This is a genomic window from Amycolatopsis minnesotensis, from assembly GCF_039529815.1.
GTDB classification, from domain to species: Bacteria; Actinomycetota; Actinomycetes; order Mycobacteriales; family Pseudonocardiaceae; genus Amycolatopsis; species Amycolatopsis minnesotensis.
This window is the reverse complement of the sequence record NZ_BAAANN010000004.1, coordinates 275,699-300,543: the sequence shown is the minus strand read 5'-3', so window position 1 is coordinate 300,543 and position 24,845 is coordinate 275,699. Positions and strand designations below refer to the sequence as shown.

Sequence of the window (24,845 nt, the reverse complement as noted above, 5' to 3'; positions counted from 1 at the left end):
GCACCCGAAGCGGGCGCTGCCGGTCACTTTTCCGGCTCGACCTCGGGATCAGCCCGGTCCTGCCCGTGTTCCGCCGTCGCGGCCTCCGGCTCCGGCTCGCTGTGGTCTCCGGCACCTTCGCCGGTTTCCGCTGGTTCGGGCTCTTCTTCCTCTTCGGCCATCCCGGCTTCGAGGTCTTCCAGGTCGTCCCAGGTGTCCTCGGATTCGGCGAACGGCTCTTCGTGGGCCTCGTCGAACGACTCCTCGACGGCTTCCTCCGCAGGCGCTTCGACCGGCTCCTCGGCGGGAACTGCGGCGACGGCCTCTTCGGCGGCGGGCTCTTCGGCGGCGGGCTCCGGCGCGCTCGGCCCGGCCAGCCAGGCGACGAACCCGCCCGGGATCACGATCCAGCAGAACGCCGCCAGCGAGACCGTGACCGCCGACATCGAAACGGGGTCGAAAGCGCCGCCGCCCAGCCTCCCGCCCGCGAAGGTGCACAGGAGCACGCAGCCGAACCCGACGAGCGCGCCCGCGACCGCCACCGTGCGCAGCCGCACCACCGGATCGGGATCGATCGCCCGCAGCGTCCAGCCGACCAGCGCGCCGACGGCTAGGGGCAGCAGCAGGAACACCGGCCACCACCCGGCCTGGCTCTCCGGCACGCCTGCCAGCAACGGCAGCGCGGGCACCGGGCCGCCGGTGTAGCCGAACGCCGACACGGTGGCGCCGCCGATCGAGAAGCCCGGCCCGGCCGCGAACCCGAGGCCGCCGACAACCGCGTTGGGCAGGTACCCGAGCGACAGCAGCGTCATCCCGGCGCCGCTGCCGAAACCCGGCCCGCCCGCGGCGAACAGCTCGCGCATCGTCGAAAAGCTCAGCAGCGACGAAACCGTGAACACGACCGCGCCGCACAGCACCAGCCCGGCCAGGCCGAGCGCACCCGCGCGGAGGCCGCGGATCGCGATCGGGTCGAGGTAGGCGTGCAGCACCCGCCGTGCGCCGCACCGGGGCGCGACACCGGCGACGGCGCTGAGCGCGGACAGCAGCGCGGGCGCGCCGAACGCCGGGAGCGGTTCGACGTCGAGCTGGGGGCTGGTGACCACGACGGCGACGACCGTGCCCGCCACCGCGTGCGCGCCCGCGATCACCGCGACCAGCGGCACCGCGCGACCGGGCTCGCGGTAGCCGAGGCGCTGGGCGGCGTTGCCCGCGGCGCGCGCCACCAGCAGGCACACGCCGATCGTCGCGAGCAGGGGCAGCACGCCGAGCTGCTGGCCCGCGATCTCCACCGGCACCTGGTACGCCGCGAGCCACGCCGGCGCCGCGGCGAACAGCACGCCGGTGGTGCTGAACTGCGCCTGCGAGGCGATCGCGGTGACCAGCGCGAGCAGCGCCGCGACCACCAGGTACCCGGTGACCAGCGGAGACAGGGCGGCTGCCAGCACGGCCCGCGTGCGCGCCGCGCCCGTGAGCGCGTCGCCGTCGCCGGGCTCCGGCGGCAGCTCGTCCCCCTCCTGGCGTTCAGACGTGGCGAGCAGCATGATCAAAACCATCGCATTCGCGTTGGGCCGTCCGGGTGAGCCACGCCGGTTTTTCCGCGCCAGGTGCGCCCATCCCCACCCGGTCGAGTCAGCCGCATGACAAAAACGCCCGCGGTGACACCGAGGGTCACCGCGGGCGTTTCCGTGCCTGAGCCGGAGGGTCAGCTGGGCTGGCCGAAGCCTCCCGGCGGAGTGCCGGGCTTCTGCTCACCCTCGCCGCTGGGCTGCTGGTAGAACTGGCCCTGCTGCGGCGCGTAGGTGGTGGCCTGCGGCTGGGGCGGCTGCTGCGGAGCCGAACCCGGCGGCGTCACCGGCGGGCCGTACTTCGTCGGCTGGGCGAACCCGCCACCCTCGTTCGGGCCCTGCTGCGGCTGCGGGTACTGCGTCGTCTGGCCCTGCGGGAACTGCTGGTTCTGCTGCTGGTGCTGCTGCGGCGCGAACCCCTGGCCGTACGCCTGCTGCTGCGGCTGCTGCGGTTTCGGGGCGGGCACCTTGAGCAGCTTGTACTCGAACAGCAGGGCCGCCACCGCGGCGAGCAGCTGCAGGATGCCGACGATCAGCAGCACGACCACGATGCCGGGCACGGTGGAGTCGGCGGGCGCGCCGACCACCGTGGAGACGCCGAGCAGCCCACCGGCCACGCTGATCACCGTGGCGAACGGCAGCGCCTTCGGGCCGTTCGGCAGCAGCCGCAGCGCGGCGAGCAGGCCGCCGACGAGCAGCAGCGTGACGACCATGCTGGTGCCGGAAGCCTCGCTGGAGAAGCTGAGGAAGTAGGCCACCACCCCGAGCACGGTGGTGACGAGCGCGGCGAGCACGCCCGGGTTCATCGGGATCCCCGCGCTCGCCTGCGACGGCGCGGGCGGCGCCGGAGGTTGCTGCGCCGGGCCCGCCTGGCCGAACCCGCCGGTGCCGGGGGCCTGGGGGCCGGGTTGCGCGCCACCACCCTGCTGGGGGTAACCGGGCCCGCTGGGGAAGGACATCCGTGCTCTCCTGTCATTCGAGGAACTCGCTGGACCGATGCCAGCTCTGCCATGTGGCCGTCGGAAACGAATACGAGGTCGGCGCGCACCGGAAAGCTAGCGCACCGCGCCCTCTGCGAGTAACCGACGTGCCGGGACCGCAAACGGTTGCGTCGGCGGCCGAACTGGCCACTCACCAACGACAACGGGCCGGGCACCCGATGGGTGCCCGGCCCGTCAGCCGTTCAGCTCGAACCCGCTCAGTGCAGGCCCTGGTACAGCTCCCGCGCGAGGTTGGCGGTCTCGGTCGGGGTCTTGCCGACCTTGACGCCCGCGGCCTCGAGGGCCTCCTTCTTCGCCGCGGCGGTGCCGGACGAGCCGGAGACGATGGCGCCGGCGTGGCCCATCGTCTTGCCCTCCGGCGCGGTGAAGCCCGCCACGTAGCCGACGACCGGCTTGGTGACGTTGGCCTTGATGTAGTCCGCGGCCCGCTCCTCGGCGTCGCCGCCGATCTCGCCGATCATCACGATGACCTCGGTCTCGGGGTCGTCCTGGAACGCCGCGAGCGCGTCGATGTGCGTGGTGCCGATGACCGGGTCGCCGCCGATGCCGACCGCGGTGGAGAAGCCGATGTCCCGCAGCTCGTACATCATCTGGTAGGTCAGCGTGCCGGACTTCGACACCAGGCCGATCTTGCCGGGGCCGGTGATGTCGGCGGGGATGATGCCCGCGTTGGACTTGCCGGGGCTGATCACGCCGGGGCAGTTCGGCCCGATGATCCGGGTCTTGTTGCCCTTCGCGCCCGCGTGGGCCCAGAAGTACGCCGAGTCGTGCACCGGGATGCCCTCGGTGATCACCACCGCGAGCGGGATCTCGGCGTCGACCGCCTCGATGACCGCGTCCTTGGCGAACTTCGGCGGCACGAAGATGACCGACACGTCGGCGCCGGTCTCCTTCATCGCCTCTTCGACGGTGCCGAAGACGGTGAGGTCCTTGCCCTCGATGGTGACGGTCTGCCCCGCCTTGCGGGCGTTCACGCCGCCGACGATGTCGGTGCCGGACTTCAGCATCTTGGTCGCGTGCTTGGTGCCCTCGGACCCGGTGATGCCCTGGACGATGACCTTGCTGTTCTCGGTCAGGAAGATCGACATGTCACGCACCTGCCGCAGCGAGCTCGGCGGCCTTGTCGGCCGCGTTGTCCATGGTGTCCACGACGGTGACCAGCGGGTGGTTGGCGTCGGCCAGGATCTGGCGGCCCTCCACCACGTTGTTGCCGTCGAGCCGCACGACGAGCGGCTTGGTGGCCTCGTCGCCGAGGATCTTCAGCGCCTCGACGATGCCGGTGGCGACCGCGTCGCACGCGGTGATGCCGCCGAACACGTTGACGAACACGCTCTTGACGTCGGCGTCGTGCAGGATGACGTCCAGCCCGGCCGCCATCACCTCCGCCGAGGCGCCGCCGCCGATGTCGAGGAAGTTGGCGGGCTTCACGCCGTTGTGCTTCTCACCCGCGTACGCGACGACGTCCAAAGTGGACATGACGAGCCCCGCGCCGTTGCCGATGATGCCGACCTGGCCGTCGAGCTTGACGTAGTTGAGGTCCTTCGCCTTGGCCTTGGCCTCCAGCGGGTCCTCGGCCTGCTTGTCGACGAGCACCTCGTGGCCCGGCTGGCGGAACCCGGCGTTCTCGTCGAGGGTGACCTTGCCGTCGAGGGCGATGATCTTGTCCTGCGGGTCGCGCACCAGCGGGTTGACCTCGACGAGGGTGGCGTCCTCGGCGACGAAGGCTTCCCACAGCTTCACCACGACGTCGGCGGCCTCGTCGACGACCTCCGCCGGGAACTTGCCCGCGGTCAGGATCTCGGTGGCCTTCGCCTTGTCGACACCCGCGATCGGGTCGATGGCGATCTTGGCCAGCGCGTCGGGGCGCTCGACCGCGAGCTGCTCGATCTCGACGCCGCCCTCGGCGGACGCCATCGCGAGGAACGTGCGGTTCGCGCGGTCCAGCAGGAAGGAGAAGTAGTACTCCTCGGCGATGTCGGAGGCCTCGGCCACCAGCACCCGGTGCACGATGTGCCCCTTGATGTCGAGCCCGAGGATGGCTTCCGCCTTCTCCTTCGCCTCGTCAGGGGTCTGGGCCAGCTTCACGCCACCGGCCTTGCCGCGGCCACCGACCTTCACCTGCGCCTTGACGACGACCTGGCCACCGATCCTGGCGGCCTCGGCCTTGGCTTCTTCCGGATTGTTCGCCACGGCGCCGGGCAGAACCGGCACTCCGTGGGCGGCGAAGAGATCCCTCGCCTGGTACTCGTAGAGGTCCACTACTCCAGTCTCCTGACGACACGCCACTGTGTTTTTGAAACCACTGTGCTGCTGAACCAACTGTGCTTCTGATGTCACGGTGCTTTGACCGCGGGCGTCTGCGCACCTGCTGGTGGCCAGCGCGCGACAGCTCCCGCTCTGCGACGCAAACGACCCTAGCGACCTGCGGAGAGGTCGGGCACTCCGCATCCGGTGAAGTCCGTCACCGTGCGCGGTCAGACGGTGCTTCCGCGGTGTGAAACCGCGCACTGAGCACCGCTTCGGCGGCTTCGTCCCACTCGGGTCCCACCACCGCGACGCCGTCGGGCACTACGGGCGGTGACGGCTCGCCGAAGACGAAGAGCGGCACGCCTTCCGCGGCGAGCGCGACGACGTCTTCCTCTCGTGCGCCGGTGACGGCCAGCGCGCGGGGATCCTCTTGCCCGGCCGTCGCGATGACGTCCGCGACCGTCGCCAGCACTCCGGCGAAGACCACCTCGGCACCCGCGTCGCGCAGAACCCTCGCGAACGCGGTGGCCAGACCGGCGTCGCCGTCGCCCATGACCGCGAGCACCACCCTGGTGACCTGGCGGTTCACGACCGCTTCCGGGCCACCGCGAGCACCGCCGCCACCAGCAGCCCCACCGTGCTCGCGAGCGTCAGCCACCACCCGGTGCTCGCGGTGGCGTTCGCGACGCCGCCTTCCAGCGCGGGGAGTTCGACGAGCCGGGCCGCGGTCACCGCGGCGGCGCCGACGAGCAGGGCCGCCGCCCTCGACGGCCTGCTCCGCGGCGCGAGCACGCAGGCGCCGACGACCGCGAGCAAGATCAGGAGGATGCCCCACGACTCGGTGCCGAAGTTGGACCACAGCCCCGGTGCCCGGTAGCCGTCGGCGTCGATCGGCGGGAGCCCGGCGCCGACGACCGCGAGCAGGGCGGCCGCGGCCAGCGGGGCGAGCACGTCCGGGCCAGGGCGCCGCTCGTCCGCGTCGCCGTCAGCGTCATCCACGTCACGCTCGACCATCCCGGACACCACCGAGCAGCACGCGGTGACCACGGCGAAGACCAGCGCGAGCCACGTCCACACCACGCCGGACCCGTCCGACAGCCCGCCGATCTCCGACGCCGAGCGCGCGGTGCCGAACACCGCGACCGCGGCGAACGGCACGCCGAGGGAACAGACCGAGATCGCCGGGCGGACCGTCGCGGCGATCCTGGGCACGAGCAGCGCGAGCCCGGCGAGCCCGGTGACCACGCCGGAGAACAGCAGCAGCCAGCGCGCCGGGCTCTGCGCCGCCGGAGCGCCCGCGGCGGTGAGCACCTGGGGGGTGAAGGTGCCCGCCACGGCGAACGCCGCGGTCACCAGCGCGAGCCAGCCGGTCACGAAGTTCAGCCTGCGCGCGCCGGGAAGCACCGCCTCCGGAGCGTCCTCTTCCGGCGGTGCCGCGGACGGCGCGCGGTCGCCGACGAGCGCGACGGCGACCAGTGCCGCCGCCCCCGCCAGCGTCACGATCGGCCCCGCGGAAATCCCCGCCGACGGCACGCTGAACCCGGCGACCAGGCTCGGCACGGCCAGCCCGGCGAGCGCGGCCGCGAGGCCGAGAAGGCCGCCGCGGCCGACCTCGGCGGTGCCGAAACCGGTGCAGATCGCGGCGGACAGCGGTGTCAGGCAGGCGATCAGCAGGAACGCGGCCATCGCGACGACGGGACCTTCGAACGCGTTCGGCGCGGGCAGGAACGGGTCGTCCGACCGGTACGGCGCCATCGTGACCCCGACCGCCGCGACCAGCGCCGCGAGCAGCGCGGGCAGCAGCCACGGCCGCGCGCCGGGGGCGCCTGCCGGATCGGTGAGGCTGCTCGACGCGCGCATCGCGACCGCCCCGGCCACCAGCAGCACCCCGTGCCCCGCGACCAGCAGCCACAGCCCGGCGCCGGGCGCGGGGAACACGAAGCTCGTCGCCCGGTACAACTCTGGCCGCGCGGCGAACGTCGGGTCGGCGGCGAGCTGCAGGTCGAGCACCAGCCTGCCGGGGGCGAGCGCGGCCACCCCGGCGAGCAGGCCCGCGGCCACGGGCAGCCGCCCCCGCAGCGCGTTCACCCAGGCCAGCGCGGGACCGAGCAGCGCGAGCACCACGAGCACCGGCGCGCTGGTGAAGCCGGGCGAACCGCCGTCGACGGCGGGGACCACGCCACCGGCCGCTTCGAGCAGCCCGCCCGCGGCACCGCCGGCGAGTGCGAACAGCAGCAGCCTTTCCGCGCGCTGGCCGACGGCGTCCAGTGACCGGGGATCCGATTCCGAAGGTGCCCCTCGGAAGGGCCAGGTGAGCGAGGACATCGCGGACGACGCTAGCAAGAGGCGCGCTGGTCCGCCGCGAGACCGCCCGCGCCCGGCGCACGGGCGGCGGCACCGCCGCGAGACCCTCCACCCGAGGTCAAGAGTCTGCCGACGCCACCGCCCGCAAGTCGTTGCGCGACTGTAATGCAGGTCACATCGAATGGAGTAATTTGCGCTCTTTTCGACGTCACCGCCGTAGTTGATCGTCCGTCACGACTCCCCGTTCGGCCCAGAAACGTGCCTGTTCTTGCTCACACCGGTGCCCCTTCGTTACTGTCCCCCGGTCCCCCATTACAGTCGGATCACGAACGCAGGCACCGAGCCAACCACCCCCGAGGTCGGCTCACCGGGATCCCCCGCCCGGGTCTGGTGGTTCGACTCCCCGAGTAACGGAAGGCCCTGTCTTGGCTCGACACCGCTCCCCCGGCGGCCAAGCTCCTTCCCCGGACCTGGATGACGCACTGGACGGTGCGGCTGTCCGCGTCCGGGGCACGCACCGGCTCCCCGCGCCCCCCTCCGCCCTTCGTGGCCGCGTCGTGGTCGCCGCGGTCGCCTGCGGCGCCTTCGCCGCCGCGGCCGCAGGCCAGACCCTGCAGGCCGCCGCGACCGACTCCACCGATTCGCACGGCGGTGTGACGCCGCTGGCCAGCGCTCGTGACGCGAGTGCGGCGTTCGGAGTCGGCGGCGACGCCACCGCGGGTGCGCCCGAGCTGCTCCCGGTGGCCCGCGTCAGCGACGCTTCCGCCGAGGTGCAGAAGCTCAGCGACAGCGAACACATCACCCAGGCCCGCCAGGAGCGCGACGACGCCGCGGCCAAGGCCGCCGAGGCGGAGAAGAACAAGCCCAAGTGCGTCCGGTTCGCCCAGGGCACCTTCACCTCGGGCTTCGGCGCGCGGTGGGGCACGAGCCACCTCGGCGTGGACATCGCGAACTCCATCGGCACCCCGATCGTCGCCGCCATGGGCGGCACCGTGATCGAGGCCGGCCCCGCCAGCGGTTTCGGCCTGTGGGTCCGGATCCAGCTCGACGACGGCACGATCAACGTCTACGGCCACATGAACAGCTTCTCGGTGCGCGCGGGCCAGAAGGTCGAAGCGGGCGACAAGATCGCCGAGATCGGCAACCGCGGCCAGTCCACCGGCCCGCACGTGCACTTCGAGGTGTGGACCCCGGCTGGCAAGAAGATCAACCCGCAGCCGTGGCTCGCGGCCCGCGGCGTCAAGCTCTGACTCCTTCCCCTCGAAGCCCTCTACCGGGCCCTCTCCCGGCATTCGCCAACGGCGCTGAGAACACTCCCCGAGTGTCCCCTCAGCGCCGTTCCGGCATCCGGCGGAGCAAGTACGCCACCGCCACCTGCCAGGCGCTGCACAGCTCGGTGGGCGTGCCCGTGCCACCGCCGCAGAGTGCGCACCGCTTCCCCGGTTGCTGCCGGTGCAGGCGCAGCAAGCACGTCCACGCGGCGGCCAGTGTGGCCGCCTCGGCGGCGAGCGGACCCCGATCCGCTGCCGCCCTCCCCGCGATGTCCTCCAGTCGTTCCAGTACCCCGCTACTGATGTATCGAAACCACCACGCCACACCGTTTGTTCCCCGCTCCGGGGCGCTAGGACAGCTTACCCCATAGTTCGAACTTGTGTTCGATACCGTTGTACCGGAGTGGTCCGACAGTTTCGGGGCGCGGCAGTGCCGGGACGATCACCCGAAGCCCGGAATGGGCCGCACGAGAAGGTACGAACAAGGGGCAATTCCGCCTCTTCGACGTGGCGGGGTCTTATCGTCGAACGCGCCCACCGGCAATTTCGCTCAAAACCCTGCCGCGGGCCGCCTTCGTCAGAGCTTCACCATCGGCACGCTGCCGATCAGCATGAGCCGGACCTTGCCGGAGCCGCCGAAGTCGATCGTCGCGGTGGCGCGGGGGCCGGTGCCGTCGGTGGAGACCACGGTGCCAAGGCCGTACTTGTCGTGGCTGACCCTGTCCCCGACGTCGAGCTTGAGCGCGACGGTGTCCTTCCAGCCCTTGTTGAACGAGGTTTTCGGGCTGCCGAACCCGGACTGGGCCGACTCGCCGAAGCCGGCCTTCCGGCCCCAGGTGGTCGCCGCGCGCGGCGAGCCGAAGCCGCCACCCATACCGCTCGACGACGGCTCCTCGCGACGCCAGTCGAGCAGCTCGGCGGGGATCTCGTCGAAGAACCGCGACGGCGGGTTCGAGGACGGCTGCCCCCACGCGGACCGGACCATCGCGCGCGAGAGGTACAGCCGCTGACGCGCACGCGTGATGGCGACGTAGGCGAGCCTGCGTTCTTCGGCCAGCTCCGCCGGGTCGCCGAGCGCGCGCATGTGCGGGAACACCCCGTCCTCCCAGCCGGTGCCGAACACGACCGGGTACTCGAGGCCCTTCGCGGTGTGCACCGTCATCAGCGTGACCACCCCGGCGTCCTGCTCTTCGCCGTCCTCGCCGCCATCGGGGCTCGGGATGGAGTCCGCGTCGGCGACCAGTGAGACGCGCTCCAGGAACGCGGGCAGCGAGCCGGCCGCCGGCACCCCGGCCGCCGCGTCTTCGGCCGGGGGCGCGCTTTCAGCGCCGTCTTCGGCACCGTCGGTGTCTTCGGTGTCTTCGGGGCTGCCGCTTTCGGCGTTCGCGACCTCGACGGCGAACTCCGTGAACTCCCTCGCGACGGTCACGAGTTCCGTGAGGTTCTCGACGCGCGAGGCGTCCTGCGGGTCGTCCGACTCCTCCAGCTCGGCGCGGTAGCCGGTGCGCTCCTGCACCGCCTCCAGCACGTCGGCGACCTCGTCACCGCGTTCCACCAGCTCCAGCAGGTCGTCCCAGAGCGCGACGAACCCGGCGATCGCCTTCTGCGAGCGCGGGTTGAGCAGCGGGATCCCGCCGCCGGCCGCCTGGCGCAACGCGGCCGCGAACGAGATCCGCTCGCGCTCGGCGTGCGTCGCGACGACCGCTTCGGCGCGGTCGCCGATGCCGCGCTTGGGCACGTTCAGGATCCGGCGCAGGCTGACCGTGTCCTCCGGGTTCGCCAGCACGCGCAGGTAGGCGAGCATGTCCCGCACCTCGCGCCGCTCGTAGAACCGCACGCCGCCGACCACCCGGTACGGCAGGCCGAGCCGGATGAAGATCTCCTCGAACACGCGCGACTGGTTGTTGGTCCGGTAGAACACCGCGACGTCGGCGTAGTTCGCCTCGCCGCGGTCCGCCAGCGCGTCGATCTCGTTCGCGACGAAGGCCGCTTCGTCGTGGTCGTTGTCCGCGACGTAGCCGACGATCTTCTCGCCGTCGCCGGAATCGGTCCACAGCCGCTTGTCCCTGCGGTTCGGGTTCCGCGCGATCACCGCGTTCGCCGCGGACAGGATGGTCTGCGTCGAGCGGTAGTTCTGTTCGAGCAGGATCGTGTGCGCGTTCGGGAAATCGCGCTCGAACTCCTCGATGTTGCGGATGGTCGCGCCGCGGAAGGCGTAGATCGACTGGTCCGCGTCACCGACGACGCACAGCTCGGCAGGCGGCACGCCCGTCCCGCTGGTCTCCGTGCCCGCCAGCTCCCGCACCAGCGTGTACTGCGCGTGGTTGGTGTCCTGGTACTCGTCGACCAGCACGTGCCGGAACCGCCGCCGGTAGTACTCGGCGACGTCGGGGAACACCTGCAGCAGCTCGACCGTGCGCATGATCAGGTCGTCGAAGTCCATCGCGTTGGCCTGCGCGAGCCTGCGCTGGTACTCGGCGTAGACCTCGGCGACCCTGCGCTCCAGGTCGTTCGCCGCGCGCGAGGCGGCGCCGTCGGCGTCCACCAGCTCGTTCTTCAGGTTCGAGATGCCCACCGCGAGCGTGCGCGCCGGGTACCGCTTCGGGTCGAGGTCGAGATCGCGCGCGACCAGGGTGATCAGGCGCTTGGTGTCGTCGGAGTCGTAGATCGAGAAGCTCGACGACATCTCCAGCGTCTTGGCCTCGCGGCGCAGGATCCGCACGCACATCGAGTGGAACGTGGACACCCACATCGCGTTCGACCGGCGGCCGACCAGCTCGCTGACCCTGTCCCGCATCTCGGCCGCGGCCTTGTTCGTGAAGGTGATCGCCATGATCTGGCCGGGGTGCACGTCCCGCGCGCCGAGCAGGTACGCGATCCGCCTGGTCAGCACCCGCGTCTTGCCGGAACCCGCGCCCGCGACCACGAGCAGCGGGACACCGGTGTGGGTGACCGCGTCCCGCTGGGCCGGGTTCAGGTCCTCGAGCAGCTCGGCATGGCGGCCGGGGACGGTTCCGGGTGTTTCGGCGGGGAGATCGAAGAGGGTGTCCATCGGGTGTTCACGCTACTCGGGGGCACCGACGGAACGTCGAGGCGCTACTGCGCTACCGCAGCGGACGTAGCCGCGACTGCCGCCGCAGGGCCGACGCGCCGCCGTCCGCGGGCGGGGACCGTGGGGGACATGGACACGAACCCCGCCAGGCTCCGCGCTTCGGACGCCGAACGAGAACGGATCGCGCAGCTCGTGGAGCGGGCCGGCGCGGACGGCAGGCTCACCCTCGCCGAGATCGAAGAACGGCTCGGCAGGGTCTACTCGGCCAGGTACACCGACGAACTCACCGAGCTCACCGCCGATCTCCCGGAACCGGCCCCCGCCGCCACCCGGCGCGGGATCCCGCGGCCGCTCCGGGTGCACGCCGCCGTCGTCGCGGTCATCGCGACGGCGCTCGTGGCGCGCTGGGTCGCCGGGCCGGTGCAGTTCTTCTGGCCGATCGTCCCGCTGTGCTGGCTCGCGCTCAGCCTGGTGCTGCACGCCAGGTTCCGCCGTTTCGCGGTAGCGGGCCGCCGGGCTGTGCCATACTGACGGCGTGCACCAGACGAGCGCGCACCGATTTTTCTACGGGACCCGGACTCCGGCTCCCGTGATCGCGTAGTGCTCGAACCGCAGTCACGCCAAGCCCCGGAGTCCTCGGACCCGGGGCTTTCGTCAGCTCAGGGGCCGCAGGTGGATCCGGACCGACCGGAGGACCAGATGAACGCGCAGACCGCCAAGAACACCGGACCAGCCGAGGACGCGGTTCCCGCGGCGCCGACCGCCGAACAGATCGGCGAGCTGCGCCAGGAGATCGACTTCCTCGACGCCGAAATCCTGCGCCTGGTCAAGCGGCGCGTCGAGGTGTCGAAGACGATCGGCGCGGCGCGCATGGCGGCGGGCGGCACCAGGATCGTCTACAACCGCGAGATGGACGTGCTCGCGCGCTACCGCGACCTCGGGCCCGAAGGACGGCAGCTGGCGATGGCGCTGCTCAACCTCGGGCGGGGCAGGCTCGGCCGCTGAAATCCGGCACCCGGGGCGAAATCAGGGTGAACCCCTGAGCCGGGAAGCCGGGTTCACGGGCACACTGGTGTCATGGACGCCATCTTCAACGTGATCGCCGTGCTCATCGCGATCGCCAGTGTGCTCGCCTCGCTCGGCCACGCCGGGTACCTGGCGATGCTCAACAACGCGGCCACCAAGCGCGCGGGGGGCGCCCCCATCGCGCAGTACGTGCGCAGCCGGTGGGCGGTCGCGGGCGGCACCACCGCGGTGTCGCTGCTCGCGTGGCTGCTGACCTCGGGTGGCTTCGGGATGGACATCGTGGCGGTCATCCTCGCCGCGGGCAGTGGCGCGGTCGCGACCAAGGCGCTGCAGTCGACCCAGGCCAAATACCGCAACGGCGGGTAGCAGTACCAGACTTTTTCGCGAGTGACGCCCATTTGGGCGCGCCCGAGAGGGTGAAACCACGGGGTCCCGGCACCTCGGGCTCCGGCGTCCTCTTAGTCTTGGGGAGTGCCCCCCTCGTCCTGGCCGGGTCACGGCCTTGCATCCTGCAACGCGCATGCGCGTGCGCGTGCAGCCGGGCGTGCAAATTCCCGGGGCGGGAGCATCGCACCCGGCCATCCACGGCGCGCCGCTGGTCCGATCGGTCTAATCCGGCCGCGTTTCCCGTCACGCCCGCGGCGCTCGGGGGTCGATCCGGCATGAACGGTGGGGCACATTCGACGGATCACCCTCCTTCGCACGCGGGCAGGCACCGGCGCGGCGGTACCGGCACCTGGACCCCCGCCGTGCCGCCGCCGCAGCAGGTCCCCCGCAGGCACCGCCGTGCCGCGCCGGAGTTCGCCGACCCGCCCGCCAGCGGCTCGCTGCCCCTGATCTCGCAGATCATGGAGGAGGGCACCAGCCGCGGCAGCACCTCCGGCTTCCTCTCTTCGACGGGGAGCCTCCCCGTGCCGAGGACGGCATCGCCCGAGCCCGCACCCACGCCCGAGCCCGCGCCGCTGCCCCCGCCCGGCCAGGCGGACGAGCCGACCGGCACCGCCAACCCGCTGGTCGCGCCCGGTCCCCCGGCCCGCACCCGCGTGACGTTGACGCCGCCGAAGCGCCGTCGCGATGACGACGACGAGGCCAGGGTGTACGCGCTGCCCCCAGCCGACGGGCTCGGCACGTTCGACCTCGGCAGCGTGCCCGCGTCCGTCACCCCGCCGCGCACCTGGCGGAAGGCGGCCTGGTTCGCCGCGGTGTCCTCCGGCGGCGTCGTGGTGTCACTGCTGTTCGCGGGCTCGTACCTGATGGGCAAGCCGGAGGACAGCAGGGCGATGCCGAACTGGCCGGGTATGCAGGGCCAGCCGACGCTGGACGGCGAGACCTTCAGCGGCCCCGCCTCCGACACGCCGCCGACGACGCGCGGCGAAACCTCCCAGCGCGAAACCAGCGACACGACGCTGGCCGACAGCCTGACCACGCGGCCGAACGATCAGCCCGGCCCCACCGAAGGCTTCAGCACCGAGCCGACGACGACCGGCACCAGCGGCGGCACGTTCGTCCCGCCCGCGCCGCCCGCCACGCCGCCCAAGCCGAAGAAGCCCGGCCCCAGCGACCCGACCTGGAGCCAGGACGAGCCGATGTACGTCACGCCGCCCGTCAACGACCCCGGAACGCTCAAGTCCATTTCCCAGAAGTACCTCGACGAGGTCACCGAGAACCCGGGCAAGGCGCACGGCCTCACCACCGGCGGGCTCAAGGACGAGGGCGCGAGCGGGCTGAAGAAGAAGTACGCCGACGTCGCGTACTTCGAGGTCGAGCACGTGCAGGTGCACCAGTACGACGGCAAGGGCGTCACGGTCTGCACGGTGAAGACGGTGCACAGCGACGGCACCGAGACCACCGAGCAGAAGAAGCTCACCTTCGACGACGGCGCCAAGATCTCCGACGACGGGAAATAGCCGCCGCGGGCGCCGCCGTTGCGCCGTTCCGACCGCCCGCACTGGTCTGCCCGGGTGAACCGTTGTGCCGTTCGTCGTAGCGCGGCAACCCTCCACCGATCGAGTCTGGCAGGTAACGCCGGACCGGGGTTCCCTGATGAACAGACGTCCGGCACGGCCCACGAGGCGGCCACGGACACCGAAGCAGCACACCCCCTGTCGAACGGGGTACGGTCCACGGCCCGTAATCCCGCGACATCGAGACACAGAGGCCGAACCCAAGGCGATGACCTTCGTGCACGATCGGCGACGCGGCGGCGAACCCGCCACCGCCGAAGTCGAGGACGCCGTTTCCGCGGAAGTACTGTCCGCCAGCGGCGCCGACCGGGAGTACCTGGCGCGCGTCCTCCGCGAGCCGCACAAGTTCCTGCCGCCCCCGCGGTCGAAGCCGCGGCGCGCGCCACAGCCGCCAAGAGAACCCGAAAGCCGCCTCGCCAGCGGGGCGAAGTTCGTCGGGCTCCTGGTCGCGGGCGGGCTGCTCACCGGTGCCGTGGTCGCCTCCGCGCTGCTCGCCGGCCGCCACGACGGCCAGGGCAGGGCCGAGGAGCCCGCACCGCCGGAGATCACCGGGGTCGCGGCGCTCGGCGGTTTCGCCACCCCGGACCGCTCCGCGCCGGCCTCCGGCGGCGGCCACGGGGACAAGGGCAGCGGGTCGCACGAAACCTCGCAGCCGAAGCGGCAGCGCACCGCGCCCGCCGCGCCCGACACCACCGGCGGCACGAGCACGCCGAGCGGCGCCCCCGGCACGTCGGCCACCACCGCGGCCGCGGGCGCGATGAAGGCCGGGTCGGCGAGCAAGGCCGAGGTCGTGCGCTCCTTCTACCGGCTGGTGGCCAACGCGCCGAGGCAGGCGCTGTCGCTGCTCGACCCGGTCCTCGCGGGCGATCAGGCGGAGAACCTCGTCGACGCCTGGGCCGGGATGGACGACATCGAGGTCACCCAGGTGACGCAGCGTGCCGACGGGGCCGTGCTGGCCGTCGTGACGATGGCGGATCCCGACGGCGGGCACCTCCGGATCACTCAGCTCCTGAAGCTCACGGATCCGATCCGGAACCTGATCACGGGTGTGACGCTGCTCTCCGCGGAACACGTGCAGTGATCGCCGGAGGAAGGCAACGCGAAGCCCTCCTCATGCGTGCCAAGTTCGTGTGCGCAGAGTGAGCACCTAGCCTTGTCACGGGCCGGTCTCGGGAAAGCCGGCACACGGGTGAAGATTTGTGCCTACGCTCCTGCCACACGCCAGGGCCGGTCGCGCACGGTGCCCGTGCCCCCAGACCGCGCTCGGAAGACAGAGCCCCAAGAGGAGGTCGCGTGAGCGACGAGGGTCGCCTGGTCGCCGGCCGGTACCGCATCATCCGGCGGATCGGCAGCGGCGCCATGGGTGCCGTCTGGCAGGCGCAGGACGAGGTCCTGGCCCGCTCCGTCGCCATCAAGCAGCTCCTGCTGCAGCCGGGTCTCGAGGAGAACGAAGCCGAGGACGCCCGCCAGCGCACCATGCGCGAAGGCCGGATCGCCGCCAGGCTGCACCACCCGAACGCGATCACCGTGTTCGACGTGGTGACCGACGACAACGGCCAGCCGTGCCTGATCATGGAGTACCTGGAGTCGACCAGCCTCGCGGCGGTCCTGCAGGACCGCCGGACGCTGCCGCCGATCGAAGTCGCCCGCATCGGGGCGCAGGTCGCGGCCGCGCTCAAGGAGGCGCACGCGGTCGGCATCGTGCACCGCGACATCAAGCCGGGCAACATCCTGCTCACCTCGAGCGGCCTGGTGAAGATCACCGACTTCGGCATCTCCCGCGCCAAGGACGACGTCACCGTCACCAAGACCGGGATGATCGCGGGCACGCCCGCCTACCTCGCGCCCGAGGTCGCCATCGGCGGTGACCCCGGCCCCGAGTCCGACATCTTCTCGCTCGGTTCCACGCTCTACGCCGCCTGCGAGGGCCAGCCGCCGTTCGGGTTGAGCGAGAACACGCTCGGCCTGCTGCACGCGGTCGCCGCCGGGCAGATCAACCCGCCGCGCCAGTCGGGCACGCTCGCCAGCGTGCTCGCGGTGCTGCTGCACCCCGAGATCCAGCACCGCCCGACCGCGGAGGAGTCCGAGGAGCTGCTCGACGCGGTCGCGCGCGGCGAGACCCCGCTCGGCGGCCCGTCGGACGAGACCCGGATGAACCCGGCCGGCGGCATGCTCGCCGCGGGTGCCGCCGGTGCCGCGCTCGGCGCCGCCGGCACCCGCGCGTTCCAGGGCGACGACCTCCTCGACGCGCATTCCGGCACGCTCTCCCCCGGCGGTGACCCGGCGCAGGGCTTCTACGACCACGATCCGGTCGACGACTACGCGGACGAGCCCGGTTACCCCGTCAACGACTACGACCGGGGCCCGATGCCGACCAGGGCCGTCTCCCCGGCCGGCCGGGACGCCTACGACGACGGTTACGACGACCACCGCCCCGCCGCCAGTCCCGTGGCGCACGATGACGACGAAGACGAGCAGCCGGGGCGCTGGAAGAAGCCCGCCGCGGTCGGCGGCCTCGTGCTCATCGCGCTCATCGCGCTCGGGGTGTGGGTGTTCAGCCCGCGCAGCGCGGACAGCAGCGGTCCCAGCCCGTCGCCCACCTCGCAACCGTCGCAGCCGCCGTCCTCGTCCTCGTCGATGACCACCGAGCCCAGCACGGAGTCCTCGTCGAGCGACACGTCGACGTCGAACAACGGCGGGTCGACGAAGAAGTCGTCGCCGAAGAAGACCAGCGAGCGCCCGCCGCCCGGTGGCCAGCCGACGAACCCCGGTGGCGGTGACCCGGACCCGCCGTCGACTTCGGAAAAGCCGCCGAGCAGCACCAAGCCGACGAAGACGACGGCACCAACGACGCAGCCGACCACTCCCCCCAGTCCCTGACCGTCACGACGAGAGGCAGATTTGGCTACTGAGGGATCACTCGTCGGTGGCCGATACCGGCTGGATCAGCCGATCGGGCGCGGACGCGCGGGAATCGTCTGGCTCGGCTTCGACACCAGGCTGCACCGCACGGTCGCCGCGAAGCCGATGCTGGTGCCGCCGGGAACCGACCCCGAGCAGGCCGTTCGCGAAGGCAGAGATGCCACGAGGGTCTCGCACGCCTGCGTGATCACGGTCCACGACGTGCTCAACGACGGCGGCCAGCCCTGGCTGATCATGGAGTACGTGCCGTCGCGGAACATGGCGGACTTCCTCACCGAGCACGGTCAGCTGACCGCGGAGCAGGCCGCCTTCCTCGGCATCCAGCTCTCCTCGGCGCTGACGGCCGCGCACACCGCGGGCGTGCTGCACCGGCGGCTGGAACCGGGCAACGTGCTGCTCGCCGACGACGGCGGCGTGAAGGTGACCGATATCGGGATCACCGGCGGCGGGCCCGACCCGGCGTACCTGGCGCCCGAGGTCGCCCGCGGCACCGCCGCGACACAGGCTTCCGACGCGTTCTCGCTCGGCGCGACGCTCTACACGGCGGTGGAAGGCGTGCCGCCGTTCGGCGAGCAGGGCTCCGGCCAGCTGCGCACCCCGGAGCGCGCGGGCGCGCTCACCGGCGCGCTCTCCAAGCTGCTGCGCCTCGACCCGCTCATCCGGCCGACGATGTCGGACACGATCTCCTCGCTCGAGGCGATCACGCAGGGCCGTCAGACCGCGTTCATCCCGCCGACGGCGCCCGCGATGCCGACCGTGCCCGCGTGGCCGATCCCGCAGCACCGGCCCGCACCGCCGCGGCAGGCCCAGCCGTCGATCCCCGAGAAGCTGAAGGCGCCGCTGGCCACCGCGACCTCGACCGCGAAGGGCAGGGCGTGGATCCTCGCCATCCTGGCGATCGTCGTCGCCGCGTCGGTCGGCATCGGGATCACGCAGCTGCTGTTCCTCTGACCGCCTCGCGCAGGCTGTCGATCAGGTAGCGCACCGCGGGCCGGTCCCGCGCGCGGGCCGCGATCGCGACGTGGATGCTGCGCACCGGCTCCGGCCGCCGCAGCTTCCGGACCACGACGCCGGGGTACGGGCCGCCGACGCCCAGTTCCGGGATGACCGAGATGCCCAGCCCGGCGGCGACGAAACCCTGCGCGGTGCGGTAGTCCTCGGACTCGACCGCCATGTCCGGGGTGAACCCCGCCGCCGCGCAGGCGTCGAACAGGATCGCGCTGCACGCGCCGCGCGGGTACTCGTTGCCGACCCACGGCTCGTCGGCCAGCTCGCCGAGATCGATCACGCGCTTGCGGGCCAGCCGGTGCCCCTTCGGCAGCACCACGCGGTGCGGGTCGTCGAGCAGGTGCACGAGCTCGACTTCGCGGGCCGGGGTGGCGCCCTTGTGCAGGACCACGATCGCGAGATCGGCCTTGCCGGATTCCACTTCGGGCATCGGGTCGCCGGGGTCGATCAGCTTCAGGTCGAGCCCGATGCCGGGATGCTCGCGGCGCATCGCGGCGACCGCGCGGGGCATGAGCGAGGCGCCCGCGGTGCTGAAGTAGCGGATCGACAGACTGCCGGTCCGGCCCGCCTTCAGGTCGTTGAGCGCGGCTTCGGCCTTCGAGAGCTGCGCGCCGACCAACTCGGCGTGCTCGGCGAGCAGGGTGCCCGCCGCGGTGGGCCGGATGCCCCGCCCCGCGCGCTCCAGCAGCGCCACCCCGGCCTCACGCTCCAAAGTGGACAGCTGCTGGCTGATCGCGGACGGGGTGTAGCCGAGGTTGCGCGCGGCCGCGGTGACCGAGCCGCTGGTGATGACCGCGCGGAGGACCTGCATGCGCCTGGCGTCGAGCATGACCCCGATTCTACAGAACTCCTTAAGCGTTCCTGCAGTTTATTTCACTTGTCCTTACGTCCGGGGTGGGTGAGGCTGGCGGCAACGGACAAGGAGGAACCCGGGTGGGCGAGGCGAAGACACTGCTGCGGATGGGTGCGCTGGCAGTGATGTGGGGGTCGAGCTTCTTCTGGATCAAACTGGGACTGCACGCGTTCTCCCCGGTGCAGCTCGTGCTCGCGCGGGTCGTGCTCGGGGCCGCCGTGCTCACCGTCATCTGCTACGCCCAGCGCGACAGTTTGCCCGCTAAACGCAGCCTGTGGGGCCTCATCGCGGTCGCCGCCTTCTTCCACAACGCGATGCCGTTCCTGCTCTTCGCCATCGGCGAGCAGACCGTCGACTCCGGCATCACCGGCGTGCTGAACGCGACCACACCGCTGTGGGCGCTGCTCGCGGCCGTGCTGTTCCGGCAGGACCGTCGCGTCACCGGTGTCCGGCTCGCCGGGCTCGTGCTCGGCCTCGGCGGCATCGTGCTCATCTTCGCGCCGTGGCACGCGTCCGGCCTGCTCAGCTGGGGCGCGCTCGCCTGCCTCGTGGCGTCGGCGAGCTACGGGTTCGTGTTCGTCTACGAAGGCAGGTTCCTGGCCAACACCGGGGTGTCGCCCATCGCGCTCTCGGGCGCGCAGATGATCCTGGCCAGCGGGTTCACCCTGCTCGCGCTCCCCGTCGGCGGGCTCACCCCGATCACCCTCGACCCCGGCGCGCTGATCGCGGTGGTGATCCTCGGCGTGTTCGGCACCGGTATCGCATTCGCCATGAACTACCGGCTGCTGGAGACCGAGGGCGCCGTCGCGACCTCCACCGTCGGCTACCTGCTGCCGATCGTCTCGGTGCTGCTCGGCACGGTGTTCCTGGACGAGCAGCTGAACCCGCGGGTCATCGCGGGCATGCTCGTCGTCCTCGGCGGCGTCGCACTCACCCGCGTCCGCCGCCGCACCCCCGAGCCCCTCCCCGAACCGGCGGCCGCCGAAGTGCGTTTAGCCCGCTAAACGCACTTCAGACGAGGCGGCGGTCGGAGGCCCAGCGGGAGAGTTCGTACCGGTTGGACAGCTGGGTCTTCCGCAGGACGCTCGACACGTGCGTCTCGACCGTCTTCACCGAGATGAACAGCTCCGACGCGATTTCCTTGTAGGCGTACCCGCGCGCCAGCAGCCGCAGGACGTCGCGTTCCCTCGGCGTCAGCAGGTCCAGCTCGGGGTCGCTGATCGGCGCCGAACCGGGCCGGTCGGCGAACGCGTCGAGGACGAACCCGGCGAGCCTCGGCGAGAACACCGCGTCCCCGTCCGACACCCTGACGACCGCCCTGACCAGCTCCTTCGACGAGATCGTCTTCGTGACGTACCCGCGCGCCCCCGCCCGGATCACCGCGATCACGTCCTCGGCGGCGTCGGACACCGACAGCGCGAGGAACACCACGTCCGGCTGCTCGGGACGGACCCGCCGCAGCACCTCGGCGCCGCCGCCGTCGGGCATGTGCACGTCGAGCAGCACCACCTGCGGGTTCGCGCGGGCGATCCCGGCGACCGCCTCGGCGACCGAGCCCGCCTCCCCGACCACGCGGACCTCGTCGGTGATCGAATCCAGCTCCGTGCGCACCCCCGCGCGGAACAGCGCGTGATCGTCGACAAGGAACACCTTGACCGGTTCCCTGGCCTGTTCGTTGCCCGTCACGCCACTCCCTCGTCCACCGTCAAGCTCCCTTGCCGACCTTGACCGGCATCGCCAGCTGCACCTCGGTGCCTTCACCCGGCGCCGTGCGCAGGCGGCAGCTGCCACCGTTGCGCTCCATCCTGCCCCGGATGGACTCCGCGAGGCCATGCCGGTCGGCCGGAACGACGTCCGGGTCGAATCCCTCCCCCCGATCGCGCACGAACACGGTGACCTCGGTCGGCTCCACCTCGGCGTACACGCTGACCTCTTCGACACCCGCGTGCTTCGCCGCGTTGACGATCGCCTCCCGCGCCGCCTGGACGAGCGCGCCGAGCGGTTCGTCGAGCTCGACGTCGCCGACGACCACCTGCTGCACCGAGATCGCGAAGGTGTCCTCCACCTCGCCGCAGGCCAGCGCGAGCACCTCGGAGAGCCGCCCCGCCTGCGTCGCCTCGTCGTTCCCGTCGTCGCCTGCCACCCCGTTCTTGCCATACCCCGACGGCCCGTAGAGCCAGCCGCGCAGCTCGCGCTCCTGCCCCCTGGCCAGGCGCGCGACCTCCCTCGGCGCGTCCGCCTGCTTCTGGATGAGCGCGAGCGTCTGCAGCACCGAGTCGTGCAGGTGCGCCGCGATCTCGGCGCGCTCCTCGGTGCGGATGCGGGCCCGGCGTTCCTCGCCGAGGTCGCGCACCATGCGCAGCCAGAACGGGACGGTCAGCACGGCGACACCGACCAGTGTCGCGAACACCGCGATCAACGCGAACTGAACCTGTTCGAGGCTCCCCGACCGCAGCACGACGACGCCGATGCCGGTCATCACCAGCGCGACCCCGGCGAGCACGCGCAGCGCCGCCGACCAGCCACCGCCGCCGAGCACCGCGCCGGCGACCCCGCTCTTGCCGAGCCAGCGGCGCCGCTGGCTCTCGTCGGCTTCGCGCCAGACCAGCGCGGCACCGATCAGCGCCACCGCGATCGGGACCGCGACCCAGCCGCTGATCGCCCCGGTGATCGTGCCGCTGGCGACCGCGAGCCCGATCCCGAGCGCGACGAGCCCGACTGCCTGCTGCTTCTCGCGAGGCGACTCCGTCTTGACGGTCTCCTCGTGAGCCCGCTGCGGGACGAAGACCCACAGCAGCCCGTACGCCAGCACACCGGCACCACCGACCGCGAGCAGCGCGAACGCCACGCGGACCCACAGCACGCGGACGCCGAGATGGTCGGCGAGCCCGCCTGCGACACCCGAGAGCACGCGCGACGAGCGGCGGCGGAACATCTTCGGCTGGCCGTCCTCGGCCAGTTCGGCCGACGGCTCGGCGCGCGGCGACGGCAGCACCGGCTGCCCGGGCTTCGACGCCGCCGGGACGGCGTTCTCCACCGGTACCGCGCTCGCTTCGGTCGCGGTCTCCTCGGCCTGGTCGTGCATGACGTCCATGGTCACACGGGGGCGAGCCGGATTCATCAGGGAAACCCCTGACCCAGGACCACGCCCGAAACTCAGGGTCGTTCCCGGATGTCACCGGCCCGTCCGGTACCGCATGCTCGTCGTCATGAGTGGTACAGCGGAAGCGCGGTCGAAGCACGGCCCAGGTGGCTTCGAGGACGTCGTCAAGGACTTCTGGGCGAGCAGGCCGAGGCGGCCGCAAGAAGGCAGGAAGGTCGCCGGCGTCGCGGCGGGGATCGGCAAGAGGTACGGCCTCGACCCGGTCGTCGTGCGCGTCGCACTCGTGACCGCGACCGTGTTCGGCGGCGCGGGCCTGCTGTTCTACCTACTCGGCTGGCTGCTCTTCGCCGACGAGCGCGACCAGGTCTCCGGTTTCGAAAGCATGATCGGCCGCGGCCACAGCGCGATGTCGAAGGGCTTCACGGTGGTGGCCTGCATCGCGCTGATCCCGATCGTCAGCTGGGTGTTCAGCGGCAGCTGGTTCTCCGCCGGCTGGCTCGGCGGCGGCGGTTTCATCGGCACCGCGCTGCTGCTCGCCGGGCTGTTCCTGCTACACCGCGACCGAGGGCACCTCAACCGCCCGCTCGCGGCGACCGGCTCCGGCGCCGGCCTCGGCGCCACCGGCCACGAGTTCAACGCCGCGTTCTCCATGTCGGGCACCGACGCGAAGGCGAGCGGGGAAGCTGATTCCCCCGCCACGCCGCCCAAGTGGGACCCGCTCGGGGCGGCGCCGTTCGCGTGGGACCTGCCCGACCCCAACCCGGCTCCGGAACCCGTTCCCCCGGCACCCCCCGCGCCACCGCGGCGGCGCCGGTCCAAGGTCGGCATCGCGACCTTCGGGATCGCGCTGCTCACCGCGGGAGCGGGCGTCGCGGGGAACCTGACGGGCGTCGACTGGTTCACCGTCCAGCACGTCATCGGGATGACGCTGGGCGTGCTGGGCGTCGGCCTGGTCATCGGCGCCTTCACCGGCGGCGGGCGCGGCCTCATCGGCCTCGCGATCCCGTTGTCCATCGCGGGCGTGGTGCTCACCTCGGTGCCCGGCGGCGTCCACGGCGGCTTCGGCGACCTGGACCTCACGCCGCGTTCCGCGGCCGAACTGCAGCCGGTGTACCAGCGCTCCGCCGGTGACATCACCCTCGACCTGACGAAACTGCCCGCGGGCGGCCCGCCGGTCTCGACCGAGATCCGCAACGGCGCCGGTTCCGTCGAGGTCAAGGTGCCCGGCGATGCGGACGTCACGTTCACCTGCCAGACCTCCGCCGGCAACATCGACTGCCTCGGCCACGAGCAGGAGGGCGTCGGCTGGGGACCGGTGACCGCCGTGGACCTCGGCGACGACGGCGCGGGCGGGCAGCAGATCAAGCTGAACATCCACAACACCGCCGGGAAGGTGGAGGTGCGCCGTGGCTGAGGACGCCTACGACTACGACAGCTACGACAGCTACGACACCGATCAGCAGGCCGCACCGGTGCGCAAGCGCGGGGTGGACGTGTTCACCCTCATCGCGGGCGTCGCGGTCCTGCTCGTCTCGGCCTACGTGATGACCGACGGCTCGTCGTGGCTTCCGGGGCTGGACCTGCGCTGGATCCTCGCCGGCGGCGCCGTGTTCGTCGGCGTGATGCTCCTCGGCGCCTCGTTCCGCAAGCGAACCTGACCGCGGCCCCCACTCATACGAGCGGCCCCCGGGTTTTCCCGGGGGCCGCTTCGCGTGGGTCCCTGACGACGTTTAGCCCGCTAAATGCACGTCAGCGCACGATGCCGAAAACGGTCGAGGCGAGGCCCGCGACGAAGGCGACGATCACGCCGACGGCCAGCAGCCGGTGCCGCTGCGACCGCGACTTGCGCAGCTCGTCCTCGGTGCGCGCGGCGACGATGAAGTGCCCCTTCTGGTCGGGCTTGCCGATCACCAGCGGGCCGATCTTGTCGTGCACCTCGCCGAGGATGTACATGCGGCGGCCGGGCCGGATGATCCACTCCTTGTAGTGGTAGCCGATCGTGTCGTCGCGGCTGCTGGAGAAGAAGTCCGGCAGCCGGATGCCGAACAGCTCGAACGGCTGCTGCTCGCCGCCGGCCCGCTCGAACCGGTCGACGCTCCGCTCCACGCCCTCCGGCGACGTGCCGTTGGGGTCGACGCCGATGGTCCGGTTCTCCTCGTCGAGCAGCGCGTACCCCTCCGACGAGGTGAAGTCGGCGACCTTCTCGGTGCGCTTCGAGCGATAACGCCGGCCGTCGCGGTACTGGACGTGCTCGTACTCCCGGTCGATCCGGTACCGGTACCAGACGCACGGCGTCTTGCTGACCTCCGAGGTCAGCAGCCCCTCCGGCCGCTGGTAGGCGGCGCCGACGACCTCGGAGACCTTCCGGAACCCGCCCTGTGCCCCGAGTTCGTCGGAGATCCCGCGCAGGCGCTCCAGCTCCGGGATCGACAGCGTCTCGGTGCCGATCATGGCGTGCAGCTCGCTCTTGGTGTGCCGCATGTAGAAGAACCCCGCGACGGCGGCCACCACGAGCAGCACGCCGAGCACGATGAAGGCCATCGTCACTCC

The 24,845-nt window shown here is 71.8% G+C and carries 23 protein-coding genes; 11 read left to right on the top strand and 12 right to left on the bottom strand.

Annotation, left to right across the window (positions count from 1 at the left end; genetic code table 11):
• Window positions 1-23: 23 nt before the first annotated feature.
• The 6 genes from ABD256_RS07085 to ABD256_RS07060 form a co-directional block, all read right to left on the bottom strand.
• Complete coding sequence (locus ABD256_RS07085; RefSeq protein WP_344414765.1) at window positions 24-1,520, bottom strand: cell division protein PerM; 1,497 nt, start codon at window positions 1,518-1,520, stop codon at window positions 24-26.
• 161 nt (window positions 1,521-1,681) lie between these two features.
• Entirely contained in the window at window positions 1,682-2,503 is an 822-nt protein-coding gene (locus ABD256_RS07080) for a DUF5336 domain-containing protein (protein WP_344414763.1), read from the bottom strand.
• Between the two features lie 239 nt (window positions 2,504-2,742).
• The gene (gene sucD / locus ABD256_RS07075; RefSeq protein ID WP_344414761.1) at window positions 2,743-3,633 is read right to left on the bottom strand and encodes a succinate--CoA ligase subunit alpha; all 891 of its coding nucleotides are present in this window, start codon (window positions 3,631-3,633) and stop codon (window positions 2,743-2,745) included.
• A gap of 1 nt (window position 3,634) precedes the next feature.
• Entirely contained in the window at window positions 3,635-4,804 is a 1,170-nt protein-coding gene (gene sucC / locus ABD256_RS07070) for an ADP-forming succinate--CoA ligase subunit beta (RefSeq protein WP_344414758.1), read from the bottom strand.
• Between the two features lie 202 nt (window positions 4,805-5,006).
• Window positions 5,007-5,381, bottom strand: a complete 375-nt coding sequence (locus ABD256_RS07065; RefSeq protein ID WP_344414756.1) for a hypothetical protein — start codon at window positions 5,379-5,381, stop codon at window positions 5,007-5,009.
• Entirely contained in the window at window positions 5,378-7,117 is a 1,740-nt protein-coding gene (locus ABD256_RS07060) for a hypothetical protein (RefSeq protein WP_344414754.1), read from the bottom strand. Before ABD256_RS07060 ends, ABD256_RS07065 begins: the two co-directional genes overlap by 4 nt.
• A gap of 404 nt (window positions 7,118-7,521) precedes the next feature.
• On the opposite strand from ABD256_RS07060, the gene ABD256_RS07055 reads away from it, so the two are divergent.
• Window positions 7,522-8,346, top strand: a complete 825-nt coding sequence (locus ABD256_RS07055; RefSeq protein ID WP_344414752.1) for a M23 family metallopeptidase — start codon at window positions 7,522-7,524, stop codon at window positions 8,344-8,346.
• A 79-nt stretch (window positions 8,347-8,425) separates the two neighbouring features.
• On the opposite strand, the gene ABD256_RS07050 is transcribed toward ABD256_RS07055, so the two are convergent.
• Both ABD256_RS07050 and ABD256_RS07045 read right to left on the bottom strand, forming a co-directional pair.
• Window positions 8,426-8,692 carry a hypothetical protein gene (locus ABD256_RS07050; RefSeq protein WP_344414750.1) on the bottom strand — a complete coding sequence of 89 codons (267 nt, stop codon included), beginning with the start codon at window positions 8,690-8,692 and terminating at the stop codon, window positions 8,426-8,428.
• A 252-nt stretch (window positions 8,693-8,944) separates the two neighbouring features.
• Window positions 8,945-11,419, bottom strand: coding sequence for a UvrD-helicase domain-containing protein (locus ABD256_RS07045; RefSeq protein ID WP_344414747.1), 2,475 nt, complete (start codon window positions 11,417-11,419; stop codon window positions 8,945-8,947).
• A gap of 129 nt (window positions 11,420-11,548) precedes the next feature.
• Between ABD256_RS07045 and ABD256_RS07040 the strand changes: the two genes are divergently transcribed.
• From ABD256_RS07040 to ABD256_RS07010, 7 genes are all read left to right on the top strand, one after another.
• Window positions 11,549-11,950 (top strand): DUF1707 SHOCT-like domain-containing protein, encoded by a 402-nt coding sequence (locus tag ABD256_RS07040; RefSeq protein ID WP_344414745.1) that lies wholly within the window; start codon window positions 11,549-11,551, stop codon window positions 11,948-11,950.
• Between the two features lie 168 nt (window positions 11,951-12,118).
• A complete protein-coding gene (locus tag ABD256_RS07035; protein ID WP_344414743.1) occupies window positions 12,119-12,424 on the top strand; it encodes a chorismate mutase in 306 nt (101 codons plus the stop codon).
• Window positions 12,425-12,496: 72 nt separating this feature from the next.
• Window positions 12,497-12,811 (top strand): hypothetical protein, encoded by a 315-nt coding sequence (locus ABD256_RS07030; protein ID WP_344414741.1) that lies wholly within the window; start codon window positions 12,497-12,499, stop codon window positions 12,809-12,811.
• A gap of 296 nt (window positions 12,812-13,107) precedes the next feature.
• On the top strand, window positions 13,108-14,352 hold the full coding sequence (locus tag ABD256_RS07025; RefSeq protein WP_344414739.1) for a hypothetical protein: 1,245 nt from the start codon (window positions 13,108-13,110) through the stop codon (window positions 14,350-14,352).
• A gap of 265 nt (window positions 14,353-14,617) precedes the next feature.
• The gene (locus ABD256_RS07020) at window positions 14,618-15,490 is read left to right on the top strand and encodes a hypothetical protein (protein ID WP_344414737.1); all 873 of its coding nucleotides are present in this window, start codon (window positions 14,618-14,620) and stop codon (window positions 15,488-15,490) included.
• A 212-nt stretch (window positions 15,491-15,702) separates the two neighbouring features.
• Window positions 15,703-17,289, top strand: a complete 1,587-nt coding sequence (locus ABD256_RS07015; RefSeq protein ID WP_344414735.1) for a serine/threonine-protein kinase — start codon at window positions 15,703-15,705, stop codon at window positions 17,287-17,289.
• Window positions 17,290-17,310: 21 nt separating this feature from the next.
• Window positions 17,311-18,282 carry a serine/threonine-protein kinase gene (locus ABD256_RS07010; RefSeq protein ID WP_344414733.1) on the top strand — a complete coding sequence of 324 codons (972 nt, stop codon included), beginning with the start codon at window positions 17,311-17,313 and terminating at the stop codon, window positions 18,280-18,282.
• Here the strand turns inward: ABD256_RS07010 and ABD256_RS07005 are convergent.
• Complete coding sequence (locus ABD256_RS07005) at window positions 18,260-19,168, bottom strand: LysR family transcriptional regulator (RefSeq protein WP_344414731.1); 909 nt, start codon at window positions 19,166-19,168, stop codon at window positions 18,260-18,262. The two genes, ABD256_RS07010 and ABD256_RS07005, sit on opposite strands and share 23 nt — an antisense overlap.
• A 104-nt stretch (window positions 19,169-19,272) precedes the next feature.
• On the opposite strand from ABD256_RS07005, the gene ABD256_RS07000 reads away from it, so the two are divergent.
• The gene (locus tag ABD256_RS07000; RefSeq protein ID WP_344414729.1) at window positions 19,273-20,196 is read left to right on the top strand and encodes a DMT family transporter; all 924 of its coding nucleotides are present in this window, start codon (window positions 19,273-19,275) and stop codon (window positions 20,194-20,196) included.
• Window positions 20,197-20,203: 7 nt separating this feature from the next.
• Here ABD256_RS07000 and ABD256_RS06995 read toward each other — a convergent pair whose 3' ends face one another.
• Both ABD256_RS06995 and ABD256_RS06990 read right to left on the bottom strand, forming a co-directional pair.
• The gene (locus ABD256_RS06995) at window positions 20,204-20,878 is read right to left on the bottom strand and encodes a response regulator (protein WP_344414727.1); all 675 of its coding nucleotides are present in this window, start codon (window positions 20,876-20,878) and stop codon (window positions 20,204-20,206) included.
• Window positions 20,879-20,897: 19 nt separating this feature from the next.
• The gene (locus ABD256_RS06990) at window positions 20,898-22,277 is read right to left on the bottom strand and encodes a PspC domain-containing protein (RefSeq protein ID WP_425546394.1); all 1,380 of its coding nucleotides are present in this window, start codon (window positions 22,275-22,277) and stop codon (window positions 20,898-20,900) included.
• A 124-nt stretch (window positions 22,278-22,401) separates the two neighbouring features.
• Between ABD256_RS06990 and ABD256_RS06985 the strand changes: the two genes are divergently transcribed.
• Complete coding sequence (locus ABD256_RS06985; protein WP_344414722.1) at window positions 22,402-23,709, top strand: PspC domain-containing protein; 1,308 nt, start codon at window positions 22,402-22,404, stop codon at window positions 23,707-23,709.
• 58 nt (window positions 23,710-23,767) lie between these two features.
• A complete protein-coding gene (locus ABD256_RS06980; protein WP_425546398.1) occupies window positions 23,768-23,953 on the top strand; it encodes a hypothetical protein in 186 nt (61 codons plus the stop codon).
• Between the two features lie 91 nt (window positions 23,954-24,044).
• On the opposite strand, the gene ABD256_RS06975 is transcribed toward ABD256_RS06980, so the two are convergent.
• Window positions 24,045-24,836 carry an E3 ubiquitin ligase family protein gene (locus ABD256_RS06975; protein ID WP_344414718.1) on the bottom strand — a complete coding sequence of 264 codons (792 nt, stop codon included), beginning with the start codon at window positions 24,834-24,836 and terminating at the stop codon, window positions 24,045-24,047.
• Between the last annotated feature and the right edge of the window lie 9 nt (window positions 24,837-24,845).

Excerpts from the sequence above, each read along its gene's own strand:
- ABD256_RS07025 (WP_344414739.1), top strand. The coding sequence starts at position 13,108 with ATGAACGGTGGGGCACATTCGACGGATCACCCTCCTTCGCACGCGGGC.
- ABD256_RS07080 (WP_344414763.1), bottom strand. The coding sequence starts at position 2,503 with ATGTCCTTCCCCAGCGGGCCCGGTTACCCCCAGCAGGGTGGTGGCGCG.
- sucD (WP_344414761.1), bottom strand. The coding sequence starts at position 3,633 with ATGTCGATCTTCCTGACCGAGAACAGCAAGGTCATCGTCCAGGGCATC.
- ABD256_RS06990 (WP_425546394.1), bottom strand. The coding sequence starts at position 22,277 with ATGCACGACCAGGCCGAGGAGACCGCGACCGAAGCGAGCGCGGTACCG.
- ABD256_RS07035 (WP_344414743.1), top strand. The coding sequence starts at position 12,119 with ATGAACGCGCAGACCGCCAAGAACACCGGACCAGCCGAGGACGCGGTT.
- ABD256_RS07085 (WP_344414765.1), bottom strand. The coding sequence starts at position 1,520 with ATGCTGCTCGCCACGTCTGAACGCCAGGAGGGGGACGAGCTGCCGCCG.
- ABD256_RS07005 (WP_344414731.1), bottom strand. The coding sequence starts at position 19,168 with ATGCTCGACGCCAGGCGCATGCAGGTCCTCCGCGCGGTCATCACCAGC.
- ABD256_RS07030 (WP_344414741.1), top strand. The coding sequence starts at position 12,497 with ATGGACGCCATCTTCAACGTGATCGCCGTGCTCATCGCGATCGCCAGT.
- ABD256_RS06975 (WP_344414718.1), bottom strand. The coding sequence starts at position 24,836 with ATGGCCTTCATCGTGCTCGGCGTGCTGCTCGTGGTGGCCGCCGTCGCG.
- ABD256_RS07020 (WP_344414737.1), top strand. The coding sequence starts at position 14,618 with ATGACCTTCGTGCACGATCGGCGACGCGGCGGCGAACCCGCCACCGCC.
- ABD256_RS07060 (WP_344414754.1), bottom strand. The coding sequence starts at position 7,117 with ATGTCCTCGCTCACCTGGCCCTTCCGAGGGGCACCTTCGGAATCGGAT.
- ABD256_RS07045 (WP_344414747.1), bottom strand. The coding sequence starts at position 11,419 with ATGGACACCCTCTTCGATCTCCCCGCCGAAACACCCGGAACCGTCCCC.
- ABD256_RS06985 (WP_344414722.1), top strand. The coding sequence starts at position 22,402 with ATGAGTGGTACAGCGGAAGCGCGGTCGAAGCACGGCCCAGGTGGCTTC.
- ABD256_RS07040 (WP_344414745.1), top strand. The coding sequence starts at position 11,549 with ATGGACACGAACCCCGCCAGGCTCCGCGCTTCGGACGCCGAACGAGAA.